This window comes from Rugosimonospora africana (genome assembly GCF_016862975.1).
In the GTDB taxonomy this organism is placed as follows: Bacteria; Actinomycetota; Actinomycetes; order Mycobacteriales; family Micromonosporaceae; genus Rugosimonospora; species Rugosimonospora africana.
Genome location: NZ_BONZ01000080.1, coordinates 36,990 through 63,039 on the forward strand (window position 1 = coordinate 36,990; position 26,050 = coordinate 63,039).

Below are 26,050 nucleotides of genomic sequence, written 5' to 3' on the forward strand. Positions count from 1 at the left end.
GCTAGACGCCGCCGGACCCTGCTCCGGGCAGCGTCCGCACGACGGTCAGCGTCACATCGCCGTGCTGGTAGGACACCCTGAACATGTGGTGGCCCGCGTTCAGCATCCGCCGTTCGGGCAGGGAATGGAAGTTGCCCTTGATCGAGTCGCCACTCATGATCGTCAGTACCGTGCCCGGAGTGAGGGGCGCGCGAATGTCCAGGGCGAGTTCGCCGGCCAGCACCAGGTGACCCGCGGCCCGCACGCTCGTGTAGTCGTGGTTGCCGGAGATGGTGATGGCCAGTCGACCCGCTCGGCTGACGGTCACGTCGCCGCCGACGTCCAGGACGTTGCCGGGCGCGACGTCGGCGAAGGTGATGGACGCCGCGGACGCCGCTTCCCCGGACGACAGACCGGGCTGCAGCACGCCCCTGTCGACGTCGATGCTGCCTGCCACAAAACCGCTGCCGCCGAGCGTGCCGCCCCTGACGTCGATCGAGCTTGCATGCGAGCCGGTGATCGAAAGCTTACCGCCTTCAACCGTCGTGCCGCCCTTATAGGTGTTGTTCCCCGTCATGATCAGCATCCCGGGGCCTTGCTTGACCAGAGAAGCCGTGTAGAGTTTTTTGTCGATCTTGTGCTGAATGTAGGCGGCGCGCGCATCCATCCATTCCTTGCGCCACTTGACGGCGTCCTTATAGGCGATCTTGTCGTACAACTCGGGATGGCCGTTGGTAATAGCTTGGATGTAAGGATCAGCCAAAATGCCCTGAAGCATGAAGGCCTGTTCGTTAAGCGTGCCGTCCGGGTTCAGCACGTTGGGGCTGAACTCACCGGCGTAGGTGATGCCATGCCGCTTGTAGCCCGCCAGCCACTGCAGATCTTCCTTTTCCCTTTCCTTGATCGCGATCTGGCTGATGTCGTTCGACCAGACGTCCAGGGGCGCTTTATTCATGTTGTAGGTCATGGGGCTCAGGAACTGGCCGGGGCCGTACATGCCCTTGGCCAGATCGGGCATCCCCCAACCCCAGCGTTCGTCCGGAAGACCATCGGGAGCGGTCCAGGCGATGGATGCCCCGGAGGGGGAGGTCTGCCCGGTGCCGAGGAACCTCACGCCGTCCGACATCTTATTGTTCGCCGTGGTAAACATCAGGTCACGCACCTGCTTGGCGTCCATGTTCGGATAGCGGGAGAGCAGAACCCCCATCACCGCTGTCGCAACGGGCGTGGCCGGTGACGTGCCGCTTGAGTTTGAATAGCTACTATCACCAGCGCTGCTCGTGGTACGGACGTTGTTTGAAGGGGTGGACACGACCCACCATTTCGCGAGCCCTGCCTCGTTATACCCGTACTGCTTTGTGTATTCGGGATTGGTCGCAGTGGGTGGTTGCACCCCGCCGACGGCTACAAACTGATTTTCCGCCAGGGGATTGAAGAGGGGATACGCCGGGCGAAAATACGGGTTGCTCCAGTCGTTGTTGCCGGCCGACCTTACGTCGACGGTACCGCTGTCCTTGATGGCGTCCCAGATGGCGTCCATAAAGGACAGTCCAGGATAGTTCGGATTGTATTGCTCGCCGCCTACCGAATAGAATTTCTTGAAGATGAAAAACTGGTACTCCAGATCCTTCAGGTACTCGTTGGGAATCGCAACCGCGTTTGCCGTGGCGCTGACGCTGTCTTTGCCAGCTACTTGATAAGCGTTGGTGAGGTTGCCGTTGGCTCCAAGATCGTTTCCGAGGCCATCAAAGCGGGTTCTGTCAAGAGTGTAGACATATTGGCCCCAACTTTCGTTGATGACCTCGGCACCCGCGTCGACCAGGGCCTTATGGCCTGTGTGAAAGTACAGGTAATCGTGGAAGGGGCCGTGGGACATGTTGTCGGAACCGCCGGTCTTGGCGGCATAGATGTTCGATCCAAAGGCGATGCCGTGCTGTTCTATACCATCGCGCTTGCCGGAGATAACCCCAAGCATACCGGTCCCGTGCGAGTAGTCACTTGTTCTCGCCTGATCACCGGCCACAGTGAACGGATCGCCCGCAGTAAAAGGGTTCGACGGGATTGCCGAGGTACGATACGAGAAGCCGGACGTGGCGTAGACACCCGCCGCACTCACCGAAGCGATCAGCTCGGTCTGAAATGCTTCGTGTGTAGCCCTGTAGCCCGAATCCATAATGCCCAGCGTGACGCCCTGCCCGCAGTATCCCAGGGCGTAGGCGGTGGACGCGTTTACCGCAGCGAGCTGCCACGGGGAATCGACCGCTGTGCCAGGATTAGAAGGATTGTGGCCGGCGAAAAAACCATATTCCGGCGTCTCCCAACTGGCTTTAGCGGCAGCTAGTTCCCCTGGACTCGTGGCGACAAAGCCGGGGTCTCCCGGGTACGAAAACTGGCCGGGGTCTCTCGGGTCCGCCGGCCCGCCGCCCTTATGGCCAGGGGCCGATGTCGGACCGGCCTTGGACGATGCCGAGGCGAATCCGGCCGGAACCAATGCGATGCCTACTCCTGCACCAAGGGCGCCTCCCAGCCGCCGCAGGAACTGCCGCCGATTCACCGACCTCTTGTTGCTCATCTCCGGCTCCTCCCGATGGGTCGATATTTCTAGCGGACCGGGACGGCCAGCTGCGTCCCAGCCCCATGATCTACACGCGCTGGTCGAGACAAAATGATGTGCCGTTCTGCCGCGTCTTCCAGGCAGCGGATGTCGACGGCTTTGTTCGGGATACCGACTGCGGCGACTCGGCCATCGCCGTCGATCACGACGCCATACGGCGTTCCTTGGACCTGGAATCGGCTCTCGAGCGCGGTGGCGCTGGTCGCGCCAATCACCACCCAACCGGGTAGAGGCGGAATCGGCGACTGATCCTTGGCATCCCATACCAGCACCCGACCCCACTGGCCCGGATCAAAGGGGTGGATGATCGGGGCAGCGACAAGAGACTTGTACCAGGCGCAACCCTCAGACGTGGAGACCATCACCGAACGACCCAGCTGCACGGGTTCGCCCCCGTCGGGCGCTGCGAACTCCAACAGGGGCGCGGCCTGGCCGATCTCCAGTCCACGGAGGACGCATACGTTGCTTGGCGGCCTTGACGTGATCTCATCCAGCGCGCGGTCCACCCTGGCGAGCACGCCCAACACAAGAGTCGTAAGCGCAACGACCATGACTACGAGCGCACCGAAGGCAGCAATCCATGGACCCGTCATCGCCGCAGCGCCTCCAAACGGTTGTGCACGCGAAGGCCGACCGTCACCGCCCGCCAGGTCAAGCCAAGTAGCGGCAGCGCGATGAGCGTGGCGAGTGCTGCATCACGCGACAAGCCCGATGTCGCGCGCCACAACACCTGCAAACCCGAAGGGGGAGGAATAGCGCTGGACAGGCCCGCAAAGATAGCCAAGCCACCGGTCCACGCGACGAGCAGCCAGCTGACGGGTCTGTCCTCGCCAACACCGCGGCCGCGGGACGGTCGGTGCCCTCGAAGGAGTGCCGATGCCATCGCCAGCCCGAAGGAAGCGAACAGTGCAGCCGCGAGCCGAAGCATTGATCGTCGGGTACCAACCGCTGATGAGGGCGGCGCCGAGGATGACTTCGACGCCGGGAACGCTCCATGCCAGTGGCTCGACCAAGGCAGACGGCGCAAGCCGGGAACCGGCAACGGCCGTTGCGAACCGACGCGGTGCGCGCACCTTTGCGGCGGCAGCCGCGATCAGAAGGAAACCCTGCCACGTCAGAACGGCGAACTGAAACGGTCCCACGAGTGCCCCTCCCTATACGGTCACCAAAGCCGTCAGGGGCGCTAGGTGGCCGCGAGCGCTGGGGTTCAGGTCGAACCAGGCTGGCCGGCGGTTCCATGGGCTCCCAGGTCCCCTGGGGCGAGACACCCGACATCCGCGGCTCCTCGTGCCAACCTCGTCGTTTGATAGATATCACTGTCTGACATCACGCACAAGAGATTTTAGATTCAAAAGCTAGTACGGCATCCAGGCCGAGCTGGCACCTCACTCTTCGCCTTGGTCTTGAGTCAGGGCGTTGCAGTGCCTAGGAATTCGTGGGCAGGCCCGTCGGGCAGCAGGCGTCGGCTGCCGACTCAGACCAGGGACGGGCCTAACCCGTGGATGCCCGTCCCTGGCGTCTGGGCCTAGGCTGCCGGCGTTCAGGGGGCTCGTGAAGCGAAGATTCGATCCATGGCTACGGTGCCTCCCAGAAGCACAGGGCGGAGTTGGTGGCGGTAGACCGTCCGCGTGACGATGGTGGCCGTGACTTGTGAACCGGGCGGCGTCGGCCAGCAGCGGCGTGAATCGTTGAACCCACCGTCGGTTGAAACCGCGCGGGGTGGGGAGGCCCGGACACCGGGCCGCCCTCACCCCGGTAGATGGTCAGTAGCGGAACGGGACGAGTTGGGCGCCACCCGGGCCCAGCGTATATCCGGTCGAGGTGGCCGGGCTGACCTGGAGGTAGCTGCCCATGTCGAGCAGGTATATACGGAAGAAGTTGAACCTTTCGATGCGCTTGAGCAGCGCGCCGTGTTCGTCGACCACGTCGACGGCGGAGGTGGCGTTGTTGTTCGGCGTCGTCCCGAACATGTCCGGTGGGGACACCTCCTGAACCAGGAACGCCCCGCGCCTCGGGTCAACGGCCGGGTGCTGGTACCCATTGCCGCCCGGCGATACCGTCGTGCCGGTCTTGCCGGCCAGGTCGTACACCCCGAACGTGTCGGTGCTGGTTACCAGGGCCTGGTGCGTGGTGGAGTCGACCGCCACGCCGGAGGCGAAGTAGGTCGTGACCGACGGGAATGCGCTGACCTGGCCGGTATCCAGGTGGGCGAGGACGATACGGCCGGGGGCGTTCGGGTTGGATCCGTCCACCACGGGAACGACCGCCTCGTTTGCCGCCGTGTCCTGCCCGATGCCACCCGGCAGCGATGACGCGTTCGGGTCCAGTCCCGGGGTCAAGTCGACCGGCCCGGTGAAAGTGTTGTCGACGATCTGGGAGGTGGCCACCTTAAGCGTCGGCTGGATACCGCCCTGCCCGGCCAGGATCGCCGTGGCGGAGGAGTCCTGCTGGCCGGCGGCGCAGATCACACCGCCGAGTGAGTCCGGCGGTGTCCACCGACCGCCGGATCTGCCGTCCGCGACCCGGTCGAGAACGCGGAAGTTGTCGTCGCTGGTGGTCGGGTCGATGTCCTCGTAGAGGCCCACGTCACCGTGGAACTGCCCGGCGCATCCACCGAACAGGGTCTGGTACACGTCATGGGACGACCGCGCGACATGAGTGATCTGCTGGTCGGACTGCCGGAACGTCTCCACCGATCCGAGCGTCGCACCGTCGGAGGTCACCTGGTTGGAGGTGATGAAACCGTCGCTGCCATCGGCGTTGACGCCGAAGCCGGCCGCGACGGTGCCGCCGTCGGCGGCCCGCACCCCGTCCATGGTGATCGCGCTGACGCCGCTCGCCTCGCCGTCTACCTTGCCTGCTCTGGTCGCAAGCACCCGCACGACGTGGTTCATCGTGGCGTCGAGGCCGACGGCGGCGGCGTTCAGGTTCACCGTGCCGGTAGGACCGGAAACGGCGCGGTAGAACACCGATCCGCTGTCGTGGCCGTTGGCGTCGCGCTGGCTGCCGTTGGGGTTGTTGAAGGTGTTCCAGTTGTCGAAGGCGGTTGGCCCGGGTGCGCTGATCTCGATGATCGCGCCATCCGCGTTCTTGACACCCCTCACGTCGTACCGGACCTGGAAGTCGCCGTTGTACGACGGCTCGGCGTAGTGGCCGAACGGGGAACCTGCCGCCGCGAGTAACGGTACGGCTGGCTGCGCGTCGCCGGTGGGCGCGAGGCGGGTGAACGCGAACGCGGAGTCGTTGCGGCTGGTCCAGCCGCCGGGTGCGTCCTGGATGCCGACACCGTAGATGCCCGCCCCAGGCAGCGCGGAGACGGGAATGTCCACGGTTCCCGATGGCGCGGTCAGCGCGACGCTGTACGCGGGTCGGAAGAACAGCCCGGTCGCCGACTCGATGCGCCCTGGCTGGGAGACGACCAGCGTGGGTTTGGTCGCCCCGGTCAGGTTGCGTACGTCGTAGGCGACGTGCAGCGTCGAGCCGTGCACGACTGGGTCGACGATCGGCCCGGGTGCGCTGTCGACGGTGCCGTCGGTGGCGCCGAATGTCAGCGTCGCGTTGGCCCGCGCCGCGATCGTGCCGCCGATGGTCGCGGTGTAGACCAGCGGCACGCTGCGGACAGTGGCGGACACGACGGGCAGGCCGGCGGCGGTGAGTATCTCGGTCGGCGACAGCCGCGCCCATGGAGTGCTCGCCAGTGTCGTCTGTGGATCTGTCGCGGCGGCGAGGCGGTACGTCACGCCGTGGCCGGGTAGTCCGGTCCAGTCCGGCGCGACCGTGATCCAGGCGTCCAGCTGCCGCCCCGCCAGCGAGATGTCCGCCGGGTCTGTGGTGGTCTGTATGGACCCGCCGAGGGCTGAAGACTGCCGGCGCTGTGCCACCGCGACGCGGGCGGCGTCCGGTGTCGCGGACCATCCGTGCCGGGCGAACAGCGTCTGCACGGCGTTGCCCACGTCGAGCTGCGGGCCGACTGACAGTGGAACGTCCGATTGCGGCACCGCTGGTAGGGGGGTCGCAGTCTGGGTCAGGAACCGGCGCACCGCGGCCGGGTCGTGTGACACTCCCCGGTCATGTGTCAGCCGCGCCACCTGCAGTACGACCGCAGCCGCGGCGGCCACCTCGGGCGCCGCCGCGGAGGTGCCGCCCTCCAGGTTTACCTGGACGGCTTGGGCGTTACCGCCGAAAGAATGGGAGACGCTGAGCACGTTGTCGCCGGGCGCGGAGATGTCGACCCGGTCGCCGAATCCGCTGGAATAGTTGCGGGCACCGTTGTACCGGGTGGTGGGGAACGCCTGCTGCGTTTTGAGCGCCGCGTTGCGCGGGTCGCCGGGCGGAGCGGAGAAGATGTCGTTGAGCGTGGAGCCGCCGACGTCGATGGCGCCGGAGTCCTCCACCCGGGAAATGGCACTGGAGAATGTGAGGTCGTTGATGTCGGTAACGGCGTGGCCGGGCCCGGGCAGTTCGGTCGCGACCGAGCCGCCCGAGGGTGGTACCGGTGCGTTGGTGGACGTGCGCAGACCGTCGTCGGCGGAGACGCACACGACGATCCCGTCCGCGTGCACGATCGAAGCGATGATCGCCTCGGTCAGCGGGTCCTCCTCGAGGTAGCGGCTGGGGAAGCCGTACTGGTCGAGGCCGAAGGCCAGGGAGGCGGTGATCACATCGGGCCTGGGCGTCTGGTTCGCGGCGGCGAGAAAGGCGGCGTCCACGTCGCTGACCGCTCCCCCGGGGGTACCGGGCACGACCAGCCGGTAGCTGGCGCCCGGCGCGATGCCGAGCAGGTCGGTCAGTCCCGTTCCGGTCGCGTCGACCCGCTGCCGATCGTGCGGCAGCGGCGCCATCATCGAGAAGTCCAGGCCAACTTCGGTCAGGGCCGGGTCCTGGCCGCAGGTCTCGCCGGTGCCGTCCAGATGTCCCTTGGCGTCGGAGGTGTAGGTGGGGATCAGCGGCATCGACGGCCAGTCCAGGTAGCGCTGGTTGTTCCGCATGACTGTGGTGGGGCCGTAGTTCGCGGCGTAGAAGTTGCACGAGTCGGCCTGGTTTGCCGCCGCGGCGGAGTCGGTGAGGTCGCCCAACGACACGTTGGTGATGATCTCCCCCTGGCCCGGCAACTGGCCGTGGGCGGCCAGCGCGGTGAACGCCGGGATCGTGTCTGTGGCGGGGCGGTTGAGCAGGCTCTGCGCGCTGGAGGTCAGCGTGTAGTTGTCTGGTACGCCTGACGCCGTGGCGGCGACCGCCGCGCGTCCCGGGGTACCGGCTGCCGTGGCCCGGCCGGCGGTGGCGGCGGCCGCCGCGGCTTTGACGTCGCCGGCCGGCAGCGGGACCGCCGGCGTGTTCGCGGTGGTGACCGTCCAGTCGGGCGCGGCGTAGGTGACGTCGGGACTGGCGCGCAGAGCGCTGATCGCGGCCGGCACCGACGAGCCGGTCAGGTGCAGCTGGTACGCGTTGGAGAAGTCGAGCAGGGTGCGGCCGAGCCGCTGCGTGGCGGTGGACCGCATACCGGCCAGCCGATCACGTGGTACCCCGGCGAACAGTCGGTCGGTCCGATCCACGCCCAGTCCCGCGAGGGTCCGGTTGAGACCGGCGGCGCTGGTGTAATTCGGCGTCGCGGCGGACTTCATCTGGTTCGGGGCGACCGCCTGGTGGTCCGGCGAGCTCACCCCGGTGCGGTAGACCACCACGACCTGCTGCGCGGCGTAGGGCGTCTGGTCGCTGTGGAGCAGGTCGGTGACGATCTGCTCCTGCGACGGCAGGCTCGCGCCGGACGCGCCGGTGCCCGACGCCTGCTTGCCGGCTGCCGTGCCGGCCGTGCCGCTCACGGCGTCCGAGCCAGGCAGCGGCAACCGGACCATCATGACCTGGTCGCCCTTGGCCTGATCACCGCGGTGCACCTCGGCGATGCCATCGGAGTACACCGCGGCCCACCGGCCACCGGGCAGCGTCAGGTGCCGGTAGACCAACACCGCCCGTGCATCGGCAGCGGGCGCCGGGGGGTGCGCGGCCACCGGACTCGCGTGCGCCGGCGGGCCACTGGCGAGCAGGATGAGTGCGGTCAGCGCACAGATGACCGCGCCGCTCCGACGGCGTCGGTGAGTGGTCAAGGACTGTGGCACACGAACCTCCGGTCGAGAAGGGGCGCCGCAGCGAGGCGACCGCAGCGATCGGCCGTAGGCCGGCGGATCGACCGTAAGAAACGCCGACTTTCAAGGTCAATAATCGTTGGCGACCAGTAGTTGTCACTGACTTAAACTGATCAAGGATCACGGACGCACTCCTCCACCAAACGGACACCTTCGGCAGGGAGCCCGATGCTCGAAGGACTCGGTCTTCGCCCGCAGCAGGAACAGGCATACCTTCACCTCCTGGACAACCCACGCCTGTCCGCGGCCGGGCTGGTAGCCCGGCGACCGGAGTGGACGTCGGCGCAGGCTGAAGCGGTGCTGCGCAGCCTGGTCCCGCTCGGCCTCGCGGTTCCTAACGACCAGACGGGCGACACCTACGCCGCGATAGCTCCGGACGTGGCGCTCGCCGCGCTGGTACGTGCCCGTGTCGATGCGGCGCGCAGCGCGGAGCGGGCCGTACCGGAGCTGATGGCGTTGTTCTGGCAGGGACGACCGGAGCCGGAATCACTTCATTTCATTGACGTGGTCACCGACGAGCACAGCATCACCGAGCGGTGGTACCAGTTGCAGCGTGCGGCGCAGCGCGAGGTGCGCGGCTTCGACTGCCCGCCGTACTTCGCCGACCCGACCGACCCCGATCCAATCGAACTGCAACGGCTGGCGGAGGGCGTGTCATACCGCGTCATCTACGCCGACGAGGTGCTCGAACAGCCCGGTCGGTGGCGCGACCTCGAAGCAGGCATCGCCGCCGGTGAGCAGGCGCGCGTCGCGCACCGATTGCCGGTGAAGTTGACTCTGTTCGACGACTTCGCCGCCACACTGCCGGTGAAGGGACAAATGGACGGCGCGGGCGAACGCTCGCGCGCAGTCATCGTTGTGCACCGCTCGCCGCTGCTGGACGCGCTGTCGGCGCTGTTCGAGGTGTACTGGGACCAGGCCGCTCCGCTCCCGGGCGAGCCGGACGGCGGCGCAACGAGCACGAGCACTGGGTTGTACGCGGACGACGCCCGGCTCGTCAGGTTGCTGGCCGCCGGGTTCGGCAACGAGACGATCGGGCGCGCGCTAGGCGTCAGCTCCAGCACCGTGCAGCGCAGGGTACACGAATTGATGGAGCGGCTCGGCGCCAAGACCAGGTTCCAGGCCGGCCTCATCCTCGGACGACTTGGATCCGTCAGCAAGGGCACGCCCGCCGGCAGCGAACCGGCGGCAGGGGTGTCCGCGGCAGATGACAGATTGGCCGGGCGGACACGGCGGGCCGCACACTGAGCCTTGGCAGGCCACCGAGCGGCAACCTTTGCCCTGACGGGCGGGGCAGGGACGTCGGCTGCCGGGCTGAGGGCGGCACCGGCGAGATCGGAGGGTGGCGGTGAAGATTCCAGTGGTCGTGTCGTATCACGCCGCCCGGGCGTCGGTGGAGTCGGCGTGTCAACGCGGCGAGGAGTACGTGATTGCGATCATCGCTCTCCTGAGACGCCACCAACGCGACGGCCTCGGCGCCCCGGTTGTCCAGCCGCTGAGCCCAGCTGAAGAAGGCTGGCTGGTCGTCAACTCTCGACGAGTACGGCTTCGGCCAGCCCGCGGTCGATGACGATGCCGTTGATCAGTCCCGACTTGAGGGTCGCGCGGACAGCGTCGCTCTTGCGGGCATCGAAGGCGATGCCGATTCGGGTCGGCACGGCGCGGAGCTCCTGCTCCGAGATGCCGATCATGCGTCCGTCGAGGGGAGTGTCGAGGCGTCGTCCCTCGGCGTCGAGCAACAGTCCGACGACTTCGGCGCAGACGCCGAGATCCTGCGCAGTGTTCCGGTCCTGTTCGGAGGCGGCCTCGTACACAGTGGAGAGACCATCGCCCCACGCGCCGATACCGATGACGCAGACGGTGAGCTTGTCGAAGTGAGATGCGCATCGGACGAAGTCGGGTTGCTGGCGGTAGATCCGTGAGCCCGCATCGTCGGGACAGACCATCGGTGCGTAGTACAGATAGGCGGGACCGCCGCCGACCCGGGTGAAGCGGCGGACCGCCTCCATCACATCCCAGGCGTCGATCCGCGATACCGCGCCTGTGATCTGCACGACGGTACACCGGCTGAAGTGGTCGGGCGGCTCAGGCAGGCCCATCAGCGTACGGGTCGACGAGATACCCAGCACGTCGCGGGCGGTGACGATCTCCTGCAACAGTGCTGTCGCGGCTTGGCCGACGCTGCTGCGTAAGGACTGCAGTGCTTCGTCCGGTGCCTCGGTGACGGCGCAGTAGCGCAGCCCGAAGCGGTCCTGCAGTCGACCGGACAGATCGAATTCGACGTCATCGGGCAACCCGATCTCGATCCGCACCAACCCAGTGGCGACTGCCCGTTCGAGCAAGCGGCCAACCTGGAAGCGGGACAGCCCGAACTCCTCGGCGATCTGCACCCGCGACTGCCGCTCGAGGTAGTACCGGCGCGCGACGCGAGCCATCAGCATGACCTGGCTCTGCTTCCCGCGAAGCCGGCGACCGTCCATCCTGGGCTGGCTCCGCCCCACATTGGATTCGCTCATCTGAGCACTCTAATGCACTGTTGCCGGCATCCGCGACAGCGCCATTGCGCTCAATCGCTGGTCTGTGTGTTAATCAGTCCGTCCGACGGCGGCAGAAACAATCAGATGAGCGATACTGGAAGGTGCCTCATGAGACAACCACCCTGCGGCGAGGCGGGCGCCGCCGGGCGGCCACAATCCAGGCGGCCACAATCGGTGGTCGCGTAGTGGCCGGCATCGCGACTGAGCGGACATTCGAGGCGACGGCGCCGCCGAGCGGATCCACGGTCAGGTCATCCACAGGCCGCCGGGTACGTCGCGCCGTGCGGAGGCATGGAAAGGAATATCTTCTCTTCGTCGCCCTGGTAGGTCCCAACCTCGCGCTGATCCTCGTCTTCTCGTACTGGCCGGTGATCTACAACCTCTATCTCAGCTTCACGTCCTGGGACATGATCAGCCCCAACCCGACCTGGGTTGGATTGGCCGAGTATCGCGAGTTGTTCACGAGCGCTGACTTCGGACACGTGCTGGCCAACACGGGCAAGTTTGTTGTGCTGATCGTGGTCGGTTCGATCGTCGGGGGACTGGCAACTGCGCTCATCCTCAATCAACGGCTCGTCGGTCGCGGCATCGTACGCACGGTCAGCTTCGCCCCGCACATCGTGTCCGGAGCCGCGATCGCCACGTTGTGGTTGTTCATCCTCGATCCGAGCTTCGGACTGCTGCGGGCCGTGCTTGACCCACTCGGCATCTCCTCGCCGCAATGGACGACCAACTCGCAGTTGTCACTGTATGCGTTGGTCATGGTCTATGTCTGGAAGGGCATCGGCTTCTGTGCGATCATCTATGTCGCTGGAATGCAGAATCTGCCCGCCGACCTGTTCGAGGCTGCACGGCTCGACGGAGCGGGTGGGTGGCAGCGCTTCCGGTATGTGACCTTTCCGCTGCTGTCGCCGGTCACCTACTTCCTCGTCGTGACGTCGATCATCGGCGCGTTCCAGGCATATGACGTGACGGCGATTATGACCGGCGGTGGTCCGGGGCTGTCGTCGACCACCCTGAGTTGGTTCATCTACCAGAAGGCGTTCCAGGCCTCCGACGCTGGTCTTGCGGCCGCGGCGGCGATGGTGATGTTGATCATGATCCTCGCGATCACCATTCTCATGACCAAGTATGCGGAGCGGAAAGTGACGTATCAGTGAAGGTCGACATCGAGTCCCGTTCTACCACTTCCCGTCGGCGCGGTTCGAGCAAGATCATCATGTACGCCCTGCTGGTGGTGATCGCCGCCGTGTTCATCATGCCGCTCTACTGGTTGTTCAGCTCAGCAGTCAAGCCGAGTGGGGAGATCTACCGCTTTCCCCTGGAGTGGATCCCGCATCACCTGCATTGGTCCAACTTCATCAACGCCTGGCACGATGCACCGTTCGGCTCGTTCTTCGTCAACTCGATCATCGTCACCGTGATCGGGACTGCGATCAAGATGGTGCTCGCCACCGGCTCGGCCTATGCCTTCACCTTCCTGCCCTTTCCCTTCAAGCGCGTGATCTTCCTACTGTTGCTCGGCGCGCTGATGACGCCGGGCACGATTACCCTGCTGACCAACTATCTGACGGCGTCCGACCTTGGATGGGTCGACACCTACGCCGGCCTGATCGTCCCTGGTGCGGGCTCGGCGTTCGGCATGTTCCTTCTCCGGCAGCAGATGATGACGCTCCCGCGCGAGGTCTTCGAGGCGGCCAGAGTGGACGGTGCCGGTCATCTGCGAATCCTGCTGCGACTCGCTGTGCCGATGTCGCGTCCGATGATGATCACCGTCACGCTGATCTCGGTCATCGAAGTCTGGAACGACTTCATCTGGCCTCTCATCATTACGACCACCACCCAGATGCGCACGCTGCCGGTCGGTCTGCTCTACCTCAAGTCACAGGAGGGCTACAACGACTGGGGCGCAATCATGGCCGGGACCGTGATGGTCGCCGCGCCGATGATCATCGTCTTCCTGCTCGCTCAGAGGTACATCGTCGCAGGCTTCTCCGGTGGGGCGGTCAAAGGCTGACGTGTCACCTCGTGCCGTGTGCACGACCCGAATTTATCTCGTCAGATGCCCGACAGATAAGGACTTCTGCTGATGTCAGGACATGTGGTTCCGACCATTTCCGGGACGGCTCTGAGCCGTCGCTCTCTCCTCGGCCTCGCCGCCGCCGGTGCGCTCGCGAGTCCCGTTCTTGCCGCCTGCTCTCGTGGGGGGGCGGGCGGTGGCGGGTTTGCCCAAGTCGACGTCAAGGTGCCGGATGCTTACCGCAAGCGCGATCAGAAGGTGGTCCTCTGGACTTCCTGGAACGGGTCGGCGGGAAAGGTACTCAGCGGGTTGGTGGACAAGTTCAATCAGTCGCAGAACGACATCTACGCTCAGGCGCAGTTCCAAGGTGACTACTTTTCCGCGACATCGAAGGTCACCGCTGCACTGCGGGCAAAATCGGTCCCCGACATCATGGCGTTCGGGCAGACAGCGTGGCAGATCTTCTTCCTGAACGAAACGCTGGAGGACCTCACGAGTTACGCGGACAACGCGTTCAGGTCGTCGTTCTACGACAATCTGTTCGGCGCTGGTCTGATCAAGGACAAGCTCTACTGGATCTCGTTCGCGCGGAGCACGCCGATCATGTATTACAACAAGGACCTGTTCGCGCAGGCGGGCCTCCCCGACCGCGGTCCGAAGTCCTGGACGGAGCTGCGGGAATGGGGACCGGCGCTGCTGAAGCAGAAGGCGGCTGGAAAGCCGGTGAAGGTGACCGAGCTCTCCGGCGGTGACAGCTGGGAATTCGAAGCGAGCGTCTGGCAGTTCGGCGGCCGGATCTCGAAGGGCCTCGACGTCACGATCAATCAGGGTGGCGCCGTCGAATGCGCGGACTGGATGCGGAAATTGATCTATGACGACAAGATGGCGATGCTCGCCAGCGAATACGGCACCAACTTCAACAACGGTCTGGTCGGGGCCTACATGAACTCCACCGGTGCGCTCGCCGGAACCTACGAGGCGGCCAAGTTCCATGTCGGCGTCAGTGAGCTGCCGACGCAGGTCACCCGTGGCGTACCGACGGGTGGTGGCGGCTTCTCGATCTTCAAGGGTGTGCCCAAAGAGCGTAAGGAGGCCGCCTGGGAAGTGATCAAGTTCCTCTCCTCTCCAGAATCGGCTGCGACTTGGTCGCTGGGGACCGGATACCTGCCCGTGGTGAAGGCAGCGGTCGAGCAACCGTCTTACAAGGCAGCGCTGAGGAAGGATCCGAATCGCGGCGTCGCGATCGCCCAGTTGGCGCACACCGGCAATCTCGACGAGGTCGATGCCTATGTGCAGAACGCATCGCCGATCATCTTCGGCGGGCTTCAGAAGATCTACGGCGACAACCGGCCTGCGCAAGGCGTTCTGGACGATGTCGCCGACCAGCTCAAAGCAGGTGAGAAGAAGATCAAAGCGCAGTACGACAAACTCGTCGGCGGCGAGGAATGATCATGGCGCGACCGTTCCGCATCACCGGGCATCGAGGGGCTATGGGCTACATGCCCGAAAACACCTTGGCCTCCTATCGCCAGGCGGTCCAAGACGGGGTCGACGAGATCGAACTCGATCTTCGACTGAGCAAGGACGGCCATATCGTCCTGCTGCATGACTCGACCGTCGACCGCACCACGGACGGGCACGGTGCTGTGGAAGATCTGACACTTGCGGAGTTGCAGTCACTCGATGCCGGCGCCGGTGAACGGATCCCGACCTTCGATGAGGCGCTTGCCGCCATCGATATCACCATCCTGGCCGAGATCAAGGCCGATGCCGTGGTTGAGCCGCTGCGCCGCCTGTTGGCGGCGCGCCCGGAGCTTCGGCACCGGATTCAGCCGATGTGCTTCCGTGCGCGAAATCTCGAACCGCTAGTCCGTTCGTTCGACGACGTCCGATGTGCCTTGCTGGCCGACGAGGGGTCGGAAGATCTCCTCGACCGTGCCGTCGGTCTCGGAGTTGCATGGGTCGGTGTCGGCTGGCCGGGGAGCAGTCCGGAGCTGATCCGAGCCGCGCACGAGAGGGGGCTGGAATATTGTCTGTGGCCAGCACCGACTCGGGTCGAGGTGGAGCGTGCTCGCGATTGGGGAGCCGACGGAGTCACAACGGATTACCCGGCCGATGTGATCGAGGCGCCCGTATGAATGCCGAGAGCGGCGGAGCGAATGACACGAGCATCGCGGCAGTGTTGTTCGACATGGACGGCACCTTGTTCGACAGCGAACGGATCTGGGATGTCAGCCTGGCCGACCTGGCGCACAAACTGGGTGGGAGGCTGTCCGCCCGAGCGCGGGAGCGGATTGTCGGGAGCAACTTGCTGACCACCGTACGCATCGTGCAGTCCGATCTCGGGGTCAGTGGCGATGATCAGGATCTGGCGGCATGGTTACTGGACCGAACCTGTCGGCTGTTCGCAGCTGGTGTTCCGTGGCGACCTGGCGCGCAGGAACTGGTCGCTGCCGTGCGATCGCGGCGGATCCCGGCAGCCCTGGTGACGGGGAGCTTTCGCGTTCTCGTCGACGTGGTTCTCGATCAGATCCCGGCCGACACATTCGGTCTGGTGATCTGTGGTGACGAGGTCGATCATCCGAAGCCCGACCCCGAGCCGTATGTGACCGCGGCCGGACTCCTCGGCGTGAGCCCCGCGAATTGCGTCGCGATCGAAGATAGTCGTAACGGGATCAGGTCGGCTGTCGATGCCGGCTGCTTGGTGATCGCGGTTCCCGAGGAGCCGCAGCAGCGGGCCGATGATCATGGCGTCCTCGTGCGGGCACTGCCCGAGATCACGGTCGATTGGCTGGACGCCAGGATGCGGCACCACCGCCTCGTCGCCCTGAACCGCATGGATCACATCGGTGAGCAACAAACGCAGTTTGACCGAATTCCGTAGACACCAACAGATGGGAAGGTCAAGCGATGACGGCAGCAACCGCGCGCAGTGCACGGAGTCTTCCACGACGTGCGGTCAAGATGATCGCAGTGCTGAGCACGGCTGTGCTCGCTGTGGTCTGCACGGCGAGGTCGGCGGCAGCCGACACCCTGCCGGCCTCACACAGCTTCGACCTGAGTGCCCAGGTCGCCAAGCAACCGGTGCTGCTCGAGAAGGAGATGCAGCACCCCTATTGGGGCGGGCCGGTCCAGGCATTCGCGTTCGACGACGTGCATCACTATCTGTTCGTCGTGCAAAACCACAACGTCTACGACACCTACACCGCTGACGGGGTCTTCCAGGCATACACCGACACGCTGGTGATCAACCGCATCCCGACGACCGGTGCCAACGCAGGACAGGTGATCGACGGCATGACCGTGCCGGACGCGGGACACGGCTCGATCGGCGTGGTGCCCGTCGGGTCGGGGTCGCAGATCTGGTTGGAGGGTGACCCGAACGGGCCCGCTGACGGTCCGTGTGCAGGTCAGCATGTCTGCGATGCGTCCAACAACACGGAGATCTTCGGAACCGAGATCGACAGCTTCATGTACCAGCCGAACGCGATCACCACGACGACTCGGCCGGCCGGCCTCGTCGCGCATTTCGCCGGCAGCTATCACATCTCCGTTTCGTCAGATCCGGTGCACCAACGACTGGCCATTCGTTATTGGAACGCGTCGCTGAATTCGTTCCGAGTCGCGGTCTACAACTGGAACGATGTCCGTGATCCGGCGCTGCTGCGGGTGTCCATCCCGCAGACCAGCTTCGCTCAGGGCTTCGTGCTGTATGGCCAGTACTACTACGTGCTAAACGGCAAATGCCTGCCGAGTGATGATGGCTGCACGGATTCAACGCAGCTGATCGAGATGAATCTCAACAGCGTCGGGTCATCCGGACAAGCGACGGTGAGTCAGAGTGCTCATACAGCGGCGCTCACCACGTCTCTCGAGGGACTGAGCGGTGAGCCGGAGGGGATCGCGACCCATACCGACGCCAGCGGTAACATCGGCCTCTTCTTCGGCTTCAACTCCCGACTCGTGGCCGATCAGAACCTGCCCAAGGTCGTGAGCATCGTCTGCAAGACCGGCTGGTTGCCACATGTGGTCACGCCGCAGCCGGAAGGTTGCCCGCTCTGAGTTTCATGGGGCTTTCGGACCCGGTCGCGCTGCCCCGCCCCCGGCCTACGAGCGCTGAAACGAGCGCTCCACCGCAGCCGCCGGCCCTTGATCATCTCTGGCGTAGCCGCGAAACTTCGCGGATCTAGCAGAGATGGTCAAGGGCCGATGCGTAGAACTAGCTGCAGCTGCCGTCCGCGTTGTAGAAACCGGGACCGGCGAGTCCGGGGCCGGTGAGCTGCGGCCGGTTGGCGCCGCCACCGGGCGGGTACGAGGTGTCGAACCACTGGGTGAAGAACTCGGACAGGCGCGCCTGGCACGGCTTGCTGCGGTTGGGCAGGAAGTGGGCGAAGCCGTTCTCGAGTTGCCGCTCAGTGATGCTGCCGCCGCCGTAGTCGCGCTGGATGCGTTGCAGCGCCTTGGCGAAGTTGTCGTGGCCGAGGATTTCGCGTAGCGCGAGGTAGGCGGTGCCGGGCCGGGTGTAGGTAGGGCTGTTCGAGAACAACGAAGCAGGCGTCGGATCTGACGGTGCGCCCACCCAGAGCGCCCGGGTAGTTGTGTAGTTCGCGTTGAACTGGTTGACCAGGCTCTGATCGAACGCGGCGTCGCCTGCCGGCGTGCCGGGCCCGCCGGCAGCGGTCTGCGCGGTGCGCGCGTTGAGCAGGTACTGGCCCAGGGTGGCCATGCCTTCCTTGAAGAACGTCAGGTTCCAGTTGCCTTCGGAGACGTTGTCACCCCACCACTGGTGCATGTTCTCGTGGTAGAACGTGCCCAGTCCGATCCGGCCGCCCTGGAAGGTGATCATCGTCTGCATCTCCTCCTCGAAGCTCGCGGAGGGGATGCCGACCAGGACGCCGTCGGAGGTGAACGGGAACGGCCCGTTGAACTGTGCCTGGAAATCGGTGATGTCCTGCTGCTGGTCCATGATCGCAAGGTTGGTCTGCTTCTGCGCGGCGGGAATCGAGCTGCCCTGGGCCTCGTAGTAGAGGATCCCGTCGTCGCCCCTGCGCGAGGTCAGGTCGTAGTCGCCGACGCTATTCTCGACCAGGTAGCACGCGATCGTCGCGGCCGAGTGCCAATGGAACGTGGTCGAGCCGCCCGGGAAGTTCTTGTCCGGCGCGTTGCCGACGGTCGAGAGCAGCACTCCGTTGGCGATTGCCGTCTTGCCGGCATTGACCGTGTCGTAGAAGTCGTACGTGGGCTTTGCGCTCGGGTGGTTGTTCAGCGGCATCCAGTCCTCGGTGCCGAGCGGCTCGGTGGTCACGAAACTGCCGTCACCGGGCGGGTTGTCGGAGCGGAACCAGCCGTCGGTGGTGCCGTCGCCGTCGGTGTGCACGCCGGGTCGTCCCGTGTAATACACGGTGACCTGAAACGTCTCGCTGGGATGGATGTAGTGGGCGGGCGTGATCACCAGCTTGTTCGCCGGGCACGGCTCGCCGTTCTGGGCGTTGACGTCGTCGCCGGTGACCTGTGGAGCACACGCCGGCGGCAGCGGGTTGTTGTCCGGCCCGCCGACGGGGTTCACCTGTGATGCCTGGTGGGCGAGTGGGTTCGGATCGTTCTGGCCGTTCGGGTCGCCCGGGTAGGTGGGCTGCACAAACCGGAACGAGGCCGGTTTCCCGTTGACGGTGATCGCCTGGATCGTCATGTCCGGGCCACCGTTGGCGTCCACGCCGTGGCGCTCGAAGTCGAGGCTGAAGTCGGTCAGGCACTGCGTGGCCCGGTCGGTGAGCACGACGTGGTTGCCAGGCAGGAACTGGTTCGACGGGGCGTCGTAGATCATGTGCACGTCGGTGTGCAGGCTCGTGTAGCCGCCGTTGCCGGTTTCGGGATAAACGTGGTCGCCGTAGTGCGAAAGCGTACGCAGGCCGGAGCCGCAGTGCCCCGGGGCGCCGGGCGGCGCGGCCGCCGCGGCGCCGGCGGGGGCCGCGACGGCCGCGACGAGTAATGCCGACGCGGCGGCGAGTCGACGAATCATGACGTCCTCCTGTATCCCGGCGGGTTCTTCGCGCGAGCGCTCATTGTTGCGGCCGATCACGGTCGGTGGGCAGGTCGGGACGGCCGCCGCTTGGGTGCACCGGACGGTTGGCGACCTGCGGCAACGCTGCGGCGCTGACCGGCGCGGCGGTGTCGCTCGGGTAGAGCAGCGCGTTCAGCACCAGCCGCTCGCCCTGCACCGTCCAGGACCGGTACCACGGGTCGAAGCCCAGCATGATCGCGTGCCCGGCGCCGAAGGGCTGGTCGATGACGGCCGGACGTCCCGGCAGGTTGGCGTTGGCGTTGACCTCGTAGCCGTAGCAGTTGCCGAACCCGGCCGGGCCGCCGCAGTCGCCAGCGGGGCCGAACGTGGCTACTGCCGTCGCCTGCGGGATGCCGCCACCGTCTCCACCGAGCGTCGTGGGATCGAAGTTCGGGTCGCCGTTGGACGAGCGGAAGATCCAGCCGCCGGCGTCCATACCCCAACCGGCCGGGTCAGCCGTGTTCCAGGTCGCGTCGAACGTCGAGCCCGGCGTAGTGATACCGCTGATCGTGTTCGTGTTCACCGTGGTCAGGCCGGCGTTGCGTGCGCTCGTCACGCCGCCCGTGCTGGTGCCCACGAACGTTCCACCCGCATTGACGAACGCCTGCAGAGCCTGCGCCGGCGTTCCCGCTGTCCCGACCGGCGTGGTTGCCGAGATCGCCGAGTTCGGATCGACGAGCACCGTGTAGCCGCCGCTTTGCAGTACGCCGTTGGCGAGGTCGGTCGAGGTCAGCTGGCCGATCTGCGATGTCGGGATGCCCTCGCGCTGGGTGAGGTCGAACATCGCCTCGCAATAGTTGGTGGACCGGCAGTATCCGTCGTCGGTGCCGGGGAACGCCGGGTTGGTGGGGACCGTCGTGCCGCCGGTGTAGATCGCGATCTTCGGCAGCGTGACGGCGCGGTGCGCGACCGGGTAGCCGGAAAGGCCCGACACCGGCGTCTGCCAGTGAGCCGCGTCGTCGGCGAGCACGGCCAGCGGCACTCCCGACACGAGCGCCGCGCCGGTGTCGAAGTGCATGCCGTTCGCGTCGAACGCCGTGGTCGCCCGCGACACCGAAGCGCCCTGCCCGAGCAGTTGGTTCACCATCGCCAGGGCCGCGGCCGAGTCGGTGTTGAACGCGTACACCGACTGCTTCCTCGACGGTGTCGTGCCGAGCTTCACGTCGTCGATCGGTTGCAGCTTGGCGTTGTTCGGCAGCGGCTGGGTGAGGAAGCCGTCGCCGGCGAAGCCGCGCAGCAGTGAATACGACCACGTCACGACGTCGTAGTTGTAGTTGAACGGGAGGTACGGGTTCTCGCCGAGCACAGCCTGGATCCAGTGCTTGGTGCCCTGATCGAGCGGGATGTACAGCGTGCCTTTCGGTAGCGTCACCGTGCTCGTACGCACCGGCGACTGTCCGGACGGCGTGTCGACGGCGAAGTCGCCGAACCGGTGCGCACTCGACACGGTTACGTCGTGGCCGAGCTGGTACACGTGTACTCCGACGGCCTGCAACTCGCCGATCGTTTCGGCGACGTCACCGGTGTGCTTGCCGGGCAGGTAGTAGTAGCCGCACACGTTGGTGTTCGGTTCCTGGCTGATGGCGCTCTGCCCGATCTCGTACTGGTCGACGACCGGCGGGCTGACCTGGGTGTTCTGCTGCACGGTGCAGTTCTCGCCCTGGTCGACGGCCTCTGGCCACTGTTTGATCCAAGCGGTCTGCAGCGCGTCCTTGTTGTCGGCGGTGACATTTACCGTCGTGTCTATCGCGAGGTAGTGGTCGTAGACCTGCTTGCCGTAGCTCTCGTCGTTGCCTTTTTCGTAGGTCATGCCGGCGCCGCCCTGCAGCAGCGAGGGCACGGTGTCGCCGTACTCGGGCACGAACATGTCGTACCTGTTGTAGTTGCGGTACTGACCGGTCTGGTCGTTGAACGCGTTCTGGATCGCCGGGCCGATCACGTTCTGGATCGCGTCGAGCGCCGAATGTGCGATCTCGTGGTGCGCCGCGTCCTGGTCGGGCGGGAAGAAGTAGCCGGACGACTGCTGGTGCGCGTCGATGAAGAACAGCCCGGGGTACTTGGTGATCGCGCTGATCAGGCCCGCGTTCTCCGGCTGGTGGAACGTGCCACGGTCGCGGTTCGGGTCGAACGACCACGCGGTGGTGCGGTTGTTGTGGTCGCGGTCGTCGGGTGCGGTGACCGGCTGGATGAACGTGTCCAGGCTGGCCAGGCGCGAGGTGTTGTCGCAGTCGGTGCGGGCGGCCAGTTCGTACAGTTCCTTGACGGACGCCTCGCCGCCGGCCACCTCGCTGCCGTGCGGGGTGCCGGTGATCCACGCGAACGCCGGCCGCTGGGCAACCTGTGCCAGCGCCTGCTTCGGCGACGTGGTGCCGTCGATGACGCCGCGCCAGAACGCCTGGTCGTTGCGCCCGGCGTCAAGGTTGGCGATGTTGTTCGGCGTACCGATCACGACGTAGTAGAAGGGCACGCCGAGCACGCTCGTGCCTTCCTGGACCATCTTGGCCGCAACCCGGCGGCTACCGTGCTTGTTGACGGCGTCGACGACGGCGCGCATGTACGCGGTGAGCTGTGCGGTCTTCTTCGCCGAGGGGTTCGTGCCGGAGCCGCCGCCACCCGTGACGCCGCTGCCCAGCGTCGTGCCGAAGAACTCGTCGTAGCTGGGAATGGTCGGGTCGAGCTGCACGGTGCTGCTGCACGATCCGGCGGCGCTCGGCTTTCCCGGGGCGTTCGCGATGGGGTACTCGCCGCCGGCCGAGTCGGACTGGTCGCTTGCGCGGTAAGGGCAGAATGTCACCGCGTCGGAGTCCGACACTCCGGCCGGGCAGGCGCTGCTCGCGACCCGGTTGCCGTTGACGGGATTCTCCGGTACCGGCGGGTTGATCGTGCTCGGCGTGACGATGTCCGGCCACACGGCCGGTCCCGGCGTCGGCAGGCTCACCGTGCCGGTGCGCAGTCCCCACCAGTTGTCCTGGGCGCGCACGGGGGTCGCGGAGTTGGCAGTGGTGCCGTCGGCGGTGGTGTTCAGCACGCCGAACGCGTTGTCGGTGATGTTGCTGCGGGTGATGCTCGACGCGGCAGCACCGACGAGGCGCACACCCGCGGCAAGGCGCAGATTCTGGTTGTTCTCGGAGTGGTCGCCGAGCGGGTACGGGTCCTTGTCGGGCGTCGGCGCGTAGACGCTCTGGATCGGTGCCCCTTCACCGTTGACGAGGTTGGACGACACGGTGTCGCTGACCATCTGCACGGCCGCGCCGCCGCTCACCCGCACGCCGTCCTGCCCGAACAAGGGGCCGGTAGCGAGCGGCAGCGGTGGCGGGATCGGAGCGCTGCCGCCCGACGCCTGGCAGTCGCCGTCGATGACGATCGGGCCGCCCGCCGTCGGGTCGTTGTAGTTCTGGCACAGGTTGCGCCCGGCGATCTGGTCGTTCGTCAGCACGGCTGTATTCCCAGAGCCGTCGATCACGACGCCGGCCGCGTTGTAGTGGTCGACACGGGTGTGGTCGATCGTCAGCGCATGTGATCCACCGACGTGGGCGATGCCGAATCCGAACTTGTTGCTGCGGAACCCACCCGGCACGGTGTATCCGGTCGCGCTCTCGTCGACGTCGACGCCCGTGACGCGCGAACGGGTTATCGAGCCCTGCGCGTTCACGTAGGCGACGCCGGCTGTCGCGTTGGCTCCGTTGGCGTCGACGGTGACGCCGATGATGGCGACGTTCGCGCCGACCACGGCAACGACAACACCCTTGCCGCTACGGATGTCCGGGCTGCTCTCGGCGAGCTGGGCGCCCTTCCGCGCCTCGATGTGCACCTGGTCGGCGCCGGCTCCGGAGATGGTCAGGTTCTTTCTGATCGTCAGGGCGTTGCTTCCCCGCGCGCCGTTGCCCTCGACGTAGGTGCCGGCGCAGATCTGCACCGTGTCGCCGGGGTGAGCCGCGTCTACCGCGGACTGGATGGTGCGGAACGGTCCGTTCGAACAGACCCTGAGGGTGGTTGCTCGCCCTGCGGCATGCCCGGCGGACGCGAAACCCGCGACCGCCAATACCGCGATGGACAGGATGCCTAGCTGCCTTCTCATCGTCGCCCCCGGGTAGGCCGGCAGAGTACGGAGCACCAGCACGTTATCGTCCTGCGGCTGGCCTCCACAAGATCGGCACTTCCGTCAATGCGCGGAAAGACCGCCGTCGACGAACAACATCTGTCCAGTGATGTATAGGATGTATCCGGACGCGGGGCCTGCCAGTAGGATCGCGACGCCAGCGAGGTCGTCGGCCAGCCCGTTGCGTCCAACCATCGTGCGTGCCGCCAGGTCGGCCACGCGCAGCGGGTCGGAGGAGAGCCGGGAGTTCAACGGCGTCATCACGAAGCCGGGCACGAGCGTGTTGCCGGATGACTCGGTATCGAGACCACTCTTCGGCCTGTGAACGGGCCAGCGATTCCAGTGCGCCCTGGGAGACGCCGTAGGCGCCGCTCTGCACGAACGCGCGGTGCGCCTGCTGTGAGCTGATGTGCAATGTTCTGTCCAGACGGAGGCCGCGCCGAAATACGCCCCTCGGAGAACCGGCCAGCCATACGACCGTGCGCAGGACGAAGCCCGCGACCTGGCCGGAACATGTCCCGACCATCGGGTGTCGGATCGGGACGTTTCCCGATCCGGGAAGGGGACGGGTTGTTCCGCGTCCCGTCGAGTGCGGTGCTTGGTCCGGCACGCGTTGGTACGTCCAGGGTGCCGGTACGGTGTGCCGATGGAAACCCTGGCACAGGTCCGCTCCCCGGCCACGCTCGAGCGGCTGCTCTGCCACCCCAAGCTGCCGTTGATAGCCGGTTGGGACACCGAACGCCCAGCGATTCGGATCTGGGAGTACACGATCGGGCAGCTGCGCGAGGTCGGCACTGTCGGTGCGGATTCGGCTGTCTATGACACCATCGGCTATGACCGGTTCGCGCGGACGCCCTCCGCCGCCTGGCATCCGGATAGGCCACAGCTCGTGGTAGCGGACCGCGGCAGCACGGCCTGCTGGACCGCGACCGGCACCTCTAGGCTCGACGGCGTTCCACCGAGCGAGTACCACCGGGACGTGGCGTTCAGCCCAGATGGCCGGACACTCTGGTTGTCGCCCGCCGGCGGAGAGGAAGGTTGGGAGTCCTCCATCACCCTCGACCTCGCCTCCGGCGCAACCGCCACTGGTCCGCGCTGGGACACCGGAGTCGAGGCGTATCCGGGGGGCGGCCTCTTGGCCACACTTCAGAGCGATCAGGGTGCCACGCTGGTGCTCTTCTCTCGAGACACCGGGCCGGTGCTGCGGCCAGTGCGCCGTGTGTTGGTCCTCGACTGCGATGGCTACGAGACTCCGATCTTCAGCCCGGACGGGCGGCACTTCGCGGTGCGGGGCAACGCCTACGACAACTCGCTGGAGGTGTTCGAGTTTCCCTCGCTGCGCCGTGTGCTCGGTCTGACACTCGGGGAGCCGAGTCCGGGGTACCCGTACCCGCAGGAGTGGCTGGACAGAATGCATGCCTGGTCGCGCCACAACGTGGCGTTCGGGCCGTTGCCGGGGGTTCTCTGGATCGGGACGCCGGAGGGCGTCGTCATCGAGTTCGACATCGATGGGAAACAGGCAACCGAACATGAGGTGCTGCCCGGGTCGGCGGTGACCGCACTGGCCGCAGTCGCTGCTGGTGATCTGATCGTTGCCGGCCGGGATGGCACGCTTCTGGTCCTGTCGGTGGGACGGACCGACCGAGCCGAGTCGTCGAAGACCGCGGTGACCGAGTTCCTCGCCGGCACTTCTGAGGCTTCGCTCGTCGACATGGACCAACTCGACCTCACCGACGGAACCCGGACCTGGCGGCCAGGCGATCTGGAAACGATCACCGAAGCCTCTGAGAGCGACCCGTCCTGGCTGAAGATCCAGGCCGCCATAAACACGCTTACCTAGCCTCGACACGGGGCGTTGAAACCGACTGCGCGACCGGTGCGCATCGCTGCTTGGCCGGGCAAGGGTCTATCGACGTCACGTACGGCCGCCGCTGATCTCGGCACGAGCGCGCGCCGGGCGACCCATCCTTCACCGGGTGCTCCAAGCCGCGCGCGTCACGACAGTTGAGGATGCTAAGCCGATGGGTGATGCTCACCGAATGGTAGTTGGTGGCGACGGTGTGCGGTGACGCCGCAGCACAGTGACGTCTGGTCCCCGCAACGTCCGCTCATCGGCATGACCACGCGACTCGCGGCAAATGAGGGCGACGGAGGAGCGGTCGGCCGCTACCCTTCATCGACGATGGCGCTCGAAGGACCACCGCTCGTGAGTGACAGATGGCCGCGCCTTGCGGCCGAGCTCACGGCCGCACTCCGTGAGGCCGGTGAGAGCAACCTGGTGGACCAGGTCGACGGCCTCCGAGTGCATCGGGAGTGCGGCTGCGGCGACGATTTCTGCCAGAGCTTCTACACGCAGCCGCCGCCGGCCGGGGCCTACGGCCAGGGCCACCGAAACGTCGGTCTCAACCCGTCGCGTCCGGGCATGCTCGTCCTTGACGTCGTCAGTGACGTGATCATGTTCGTCGAGGTTATCGATCGACCGTCACTTGATTGAGCGGAAGGACGCGTGTTGGAACCGCTCACAGGTCGGCGGACGGCAGCACCGCTGCCGCGCAGCGTCAGCGACAGCGGCGGACGTCGTTTGCCACTACACGTTGGGT

General features: G+C 66.0%; 17 protein-coding genes and 1 pseudogene. 9 read left to right on the forward strand and 9 right to left on the reverse strand.

The annotated features are described in order from the left end of the window. Position 1 precedes the first annotated feature (1 nt). The 5 genes and pseudogenes from Raf01_RS37505 to Raf01_RS37520 form a co-directional block, all read right to left on the reverse strand. Positions 2–2,551 carry a S8 family serine peptidase gene (locus tag Raf01_RS37505; RefSeq protein WP_203922848.1) on the reverse strand — a complete coding sequence of 850 codons (2,550 nt, stop codon included), beginning with the start codon at positions 2,549–2,551 and terminating at the stop codon, positions 2–4. Between the two features lie 29 nt (positions 2,552–2,580). Then, positions 2,581–3,117, reverse strand: a complete 537-nt coding sequence (locus Raf01_RS37510) for a thioredoxin domain-containing protein (protein WP_203922849.1) — start codon at positions 3,115–3,117, stop codon at positions 2,581–2,583. Positions 3,118–3,182: 65 nt separating this feature from the next. After that, entirely contained in the window at positions 3,183–3,521 is a 339-nt protein-coding gene (locus Raf01_RS50105) for a hypothetical protein (protein WP_239134276.1), read from the reverse strand. A gap of 58 nt (positions 3,522–3,579) precedes the next feature. Beyond that, positions 3,580–3,735: pseudogene (locus Raf01_RS51020) on the reverse strand (hypothetical protein); the annotation flags it as partial. Between the two features lie 621 nt (positions 3,736–4,356). Then, positions 4,357–8,706, reverse strand: a complete 4,350-nt coding sequence (locus Raf01_RS37520) for a S8 family serine peptidase (protein ID WP_203922851.1) — start codon at positions 8,704–8,706, stop codon at positions 4,357–4,359. Between the two features lie 195 nt (positions 8,707–8,901). Between Raf01_RS37520 and Raf01_RS37525 the strand changes: the two genes are divergently transcribed. Beyond that, entirely contained in the window at positions 8,902–9,981 is a 1,080-nt protein-coding gene (locus tag Raf01_RS37525; RefSeq protein ID WP_203922852.1) for a helix-turn-helix domain-containing protein, read from the forward strand. A gap of 278 nt (positions 9,982–10,259) precedes the next feature. On the opposite strand, the gene Raf01_RS37530 is transcribed toward Raf01_RS37525, so the two are convergent. Continuing rightward, the gene (locus Raf01_RS37530) at positions 10,260–11,249 is read right to left on the reverse strand and encodes a sugar-binding transcriptional regulator (RefSeq protein ID WP_203922853.1); all 990 of its coding nucleotides are present in this window, start codon (positions 11,247–11,249) and stop codon (positions 10,260–10,262) included. 206 nt (positions 11,250–11,455) lie between these two features. On the opposite strand from Raf01_RS37530, the gene Raf01_RS37535 reads away from it, so the two are divergent. The 6 genes from Raf01_RS37535 (at position 11,456) to Raf01_RS37560 (ending at position 17,352) form a co-directional block, all read left to right on the forward strand. Further along, entirely contained in the window at positions 11,456–12,430 is a 975-nt protein-coding gene (locus Raf01_RS37535) for a carbohydrate ABC transporter permease (protein WP_203922854.1), read from the forward strand. Beyond that, positions 12,427–13,287, forward strand: a complete 861-nt coding sequence (locus Raf01_RS37540; RefSeq protein WP_203922855.1) for a carbohydrate ABC transporter permease — start codon at positions 12,427–12,429, stop codon at positions 13,285–13,287. Before Raf01_RS37535 ends, Raf01_RS37540 begins: the two co-directional genes overlap by 4 nt. A 72-nt stretch (positions 13,288–13,359) precedes the next feature. After that, positions 13,360–14,739, forward strand: coding sequence for an ABC transporter substrate-binding protein (locus tag Raf01_RS37545; RefSeq protein ID WP_203922856.1), 1,380 nt, complete (start codon positions 13,360–13,362; stop codon positions 14,737–14,739). 2 nt (positions 14,740–14,741) lie between these two features. After that, positions 14,742–15,428, forward strand: coding sequence for a glycerophosphodiester phosphodiesterase (locus Raf01_RS37550; protein ID WP_203922857.1), 687 nt, complete (start codon positions 14,742–14,744; stop codon positions 15,426–15,428). Continuing rightward, positions 15,425–16,174: an HAD family hydrolase gene (locus Raf01_RS37555; RefSeq protein ID WP_203922858.1), complete on the forward strand. Its 750-nt coding sequence runs from the start codon at positions 15,425–15,427 to the stop codon at positions 16,172–16,174. The genes Raf01_RS37550 and Raf01_RS37555 overlap by 4 nt, the downstream gene beginning before the upstream one ends. An 80-nt stretch (positions 16,175–16,254) precedes the next feature. Then, positions 16,255–17,352, forward strand: a complete 1,098-nt coding sequence (locus Raf01_RS37560) for a hypothetical protein (RefSeq protein ID WP_203922859.1) — start codon at positions 16,255–16,257, stop codon at positions 17,350–17,352. Between the two features lie 157 nt (positions 17,353–17,509). Here the strand turns inward: Raf01_RS37560 and Raf01_RS37565 are convergent, their stop codons facing one another. From Raf01_RS37565 to Raf01_RS50110, 3 genes are all read right to left on the reverse strand, one after another. After that, positions 17,510–19,309, reverse strand: a complete 1,800-nt coding sequence (locus Raf01_RS37565) for a M1 family aminopeptidase (protein ID WP_203922860.1) — start codon at positions 19,307–19,309, stop codon at positions 17,510–17,512. Positions 19,310–19,349: 40 nt separating this feature from the next. After that, positions 19,350–23,429, reverse strand: coding sequence for a M14 family zinc carboxypeptidase (locus tag Raf01_RS37570; protein ID WP_203922861.1), 4,080 nt, complete (start codon positions 23,427–23,429; stop codon positions 19,350–19,352). Positions 23,430–23,513: 84 nt separating this feature from the next. After that, positions 23,514–23,726, reverse strand: a complete 213-nt coding sequence (locus tag Raf01_RS50110; RefSeq protein WP_239134277.1) for an SDR family oxidoreductase — start codon at positions 23,724–23,726, stop codon at positions 23,514–23,516. Positions 23,727–24,096: 370 nt separating this feature from the next. On the opposite strand from Raf01_RS50110, the gene Raf01_RS37580 reads away from it, so the two are divergent. Continuing rightward, complete coding sequence (locus Raf01_RS37580; RefSeq protein ID WP_203922862.1) at positions 24,097–25,290, forward strand: WD40 repeat domain-containing protein; 1,194 nt, start codon at positions 24,097–24,099, stop codon at positions 25,288–25,290. Positions 25,291–25,566: 276 nt separating this feature from the next. Next, positions 25,567–25,944 carry a hypothetical protein gene (locus Raf01_RS37585; RefSeq protein WP_203922863.1) on the forward strand — a complete coding sequence of 126 codons (378 nt, stop codon included), beginning with the start codon at positions 25,567–25,569 and terminating at the stop codon, positions 25,942–25,944. Positions 25,945–26,050 lie beyond the last annotated feature (106 nt).

Bases quoted from the DNA above. Each gene is read 5' to 3' on its own strand.
- Raf01_RS37565 (WP_203922860.1), bottom strand. From the start codon at position 19,309: ATGATTCGTCGACTCGCCGCCGCGTCGGCATTACTCGTCGCGGCCGTC.
- Raf01_RS37555 (WP_203922858.1), top strand. From the start codon at position 15,425: ATGAATGCCGAGAGCGGCGGAGCGAATGACACGAGCATCGCGGCAGTG.
- Raf01_RS37505 (WP_203922848.1), bottom strand. From the start codon at position 2,551: ATGAGCAACAAGAGGTCGGTGAATCGGCGGCAGTTCCTGCGGCGGCTG.
- Raf01_RS37545 (WP_203922856.1), top strand. From the start codon at position 13,360: ATGTCAGGACATGTGGTTCCGACCATTTCCGGGACGGCTCTGAGCCGT.
- Raf01_RS37530 (WP_203922853.1), bottom strand. From the start codon at position 11,249: ATGAGCGAATCCAATGTGGGGCGGAGCCAGCCCAGGATGGACGGTCGC.
- Raf01_RS37580 (WP_203922862.1), top strand. From the start codon at position 24,097: ATGGAAACCCTGGCACAGGTCCGCTCCCCGGCCACGCTCGAGCGGCTG.
- Raf01_RS37560 (WP_203922859.1), top strand. From the start codon at position 16,255: ATGATCGCAGTGCTGAGCACGGCTGTGCTCGCTGTGGTCTGCACGGCG.
- Raf01_RS37550 (WP_203922857.1), top strand. From the start codon at position 14,742: ATGGCGCGACCGTTCCGCATCACCGGGCATCGAGGGGCTATGGGCTAC.
- Raf01_RS37585 (WP_203922863.1), top strand. From the start codon at position 25,567: ATGACCACGCGACTCGCGGCAAATGAGGGCGACGGAGGAGCGGTCGGC.
- Raf01_RS50105 (WP_239134276.1), bottom strand. From the start codon at position 3,521: ATGCTTCGGCTCGCGGCTGCACTGTTCGCTTCCTTCGGGCTGGCGATG.
- Raf01_RS37525 (WP_203922852.1), top strand. From the start codon at position 8,902: ATGCTCGAAGGACTCGGTCTTCGCCCGCAGCAGGAACAGGCATACCTT.
- Raf01_RS37570 (WP_203922861.1), bottom strand. From the start codon at position 23,429: ATGAGAAGGCAGCTAGGCATCCTGTCCATCGCGGTATTGGCGGTCGCG.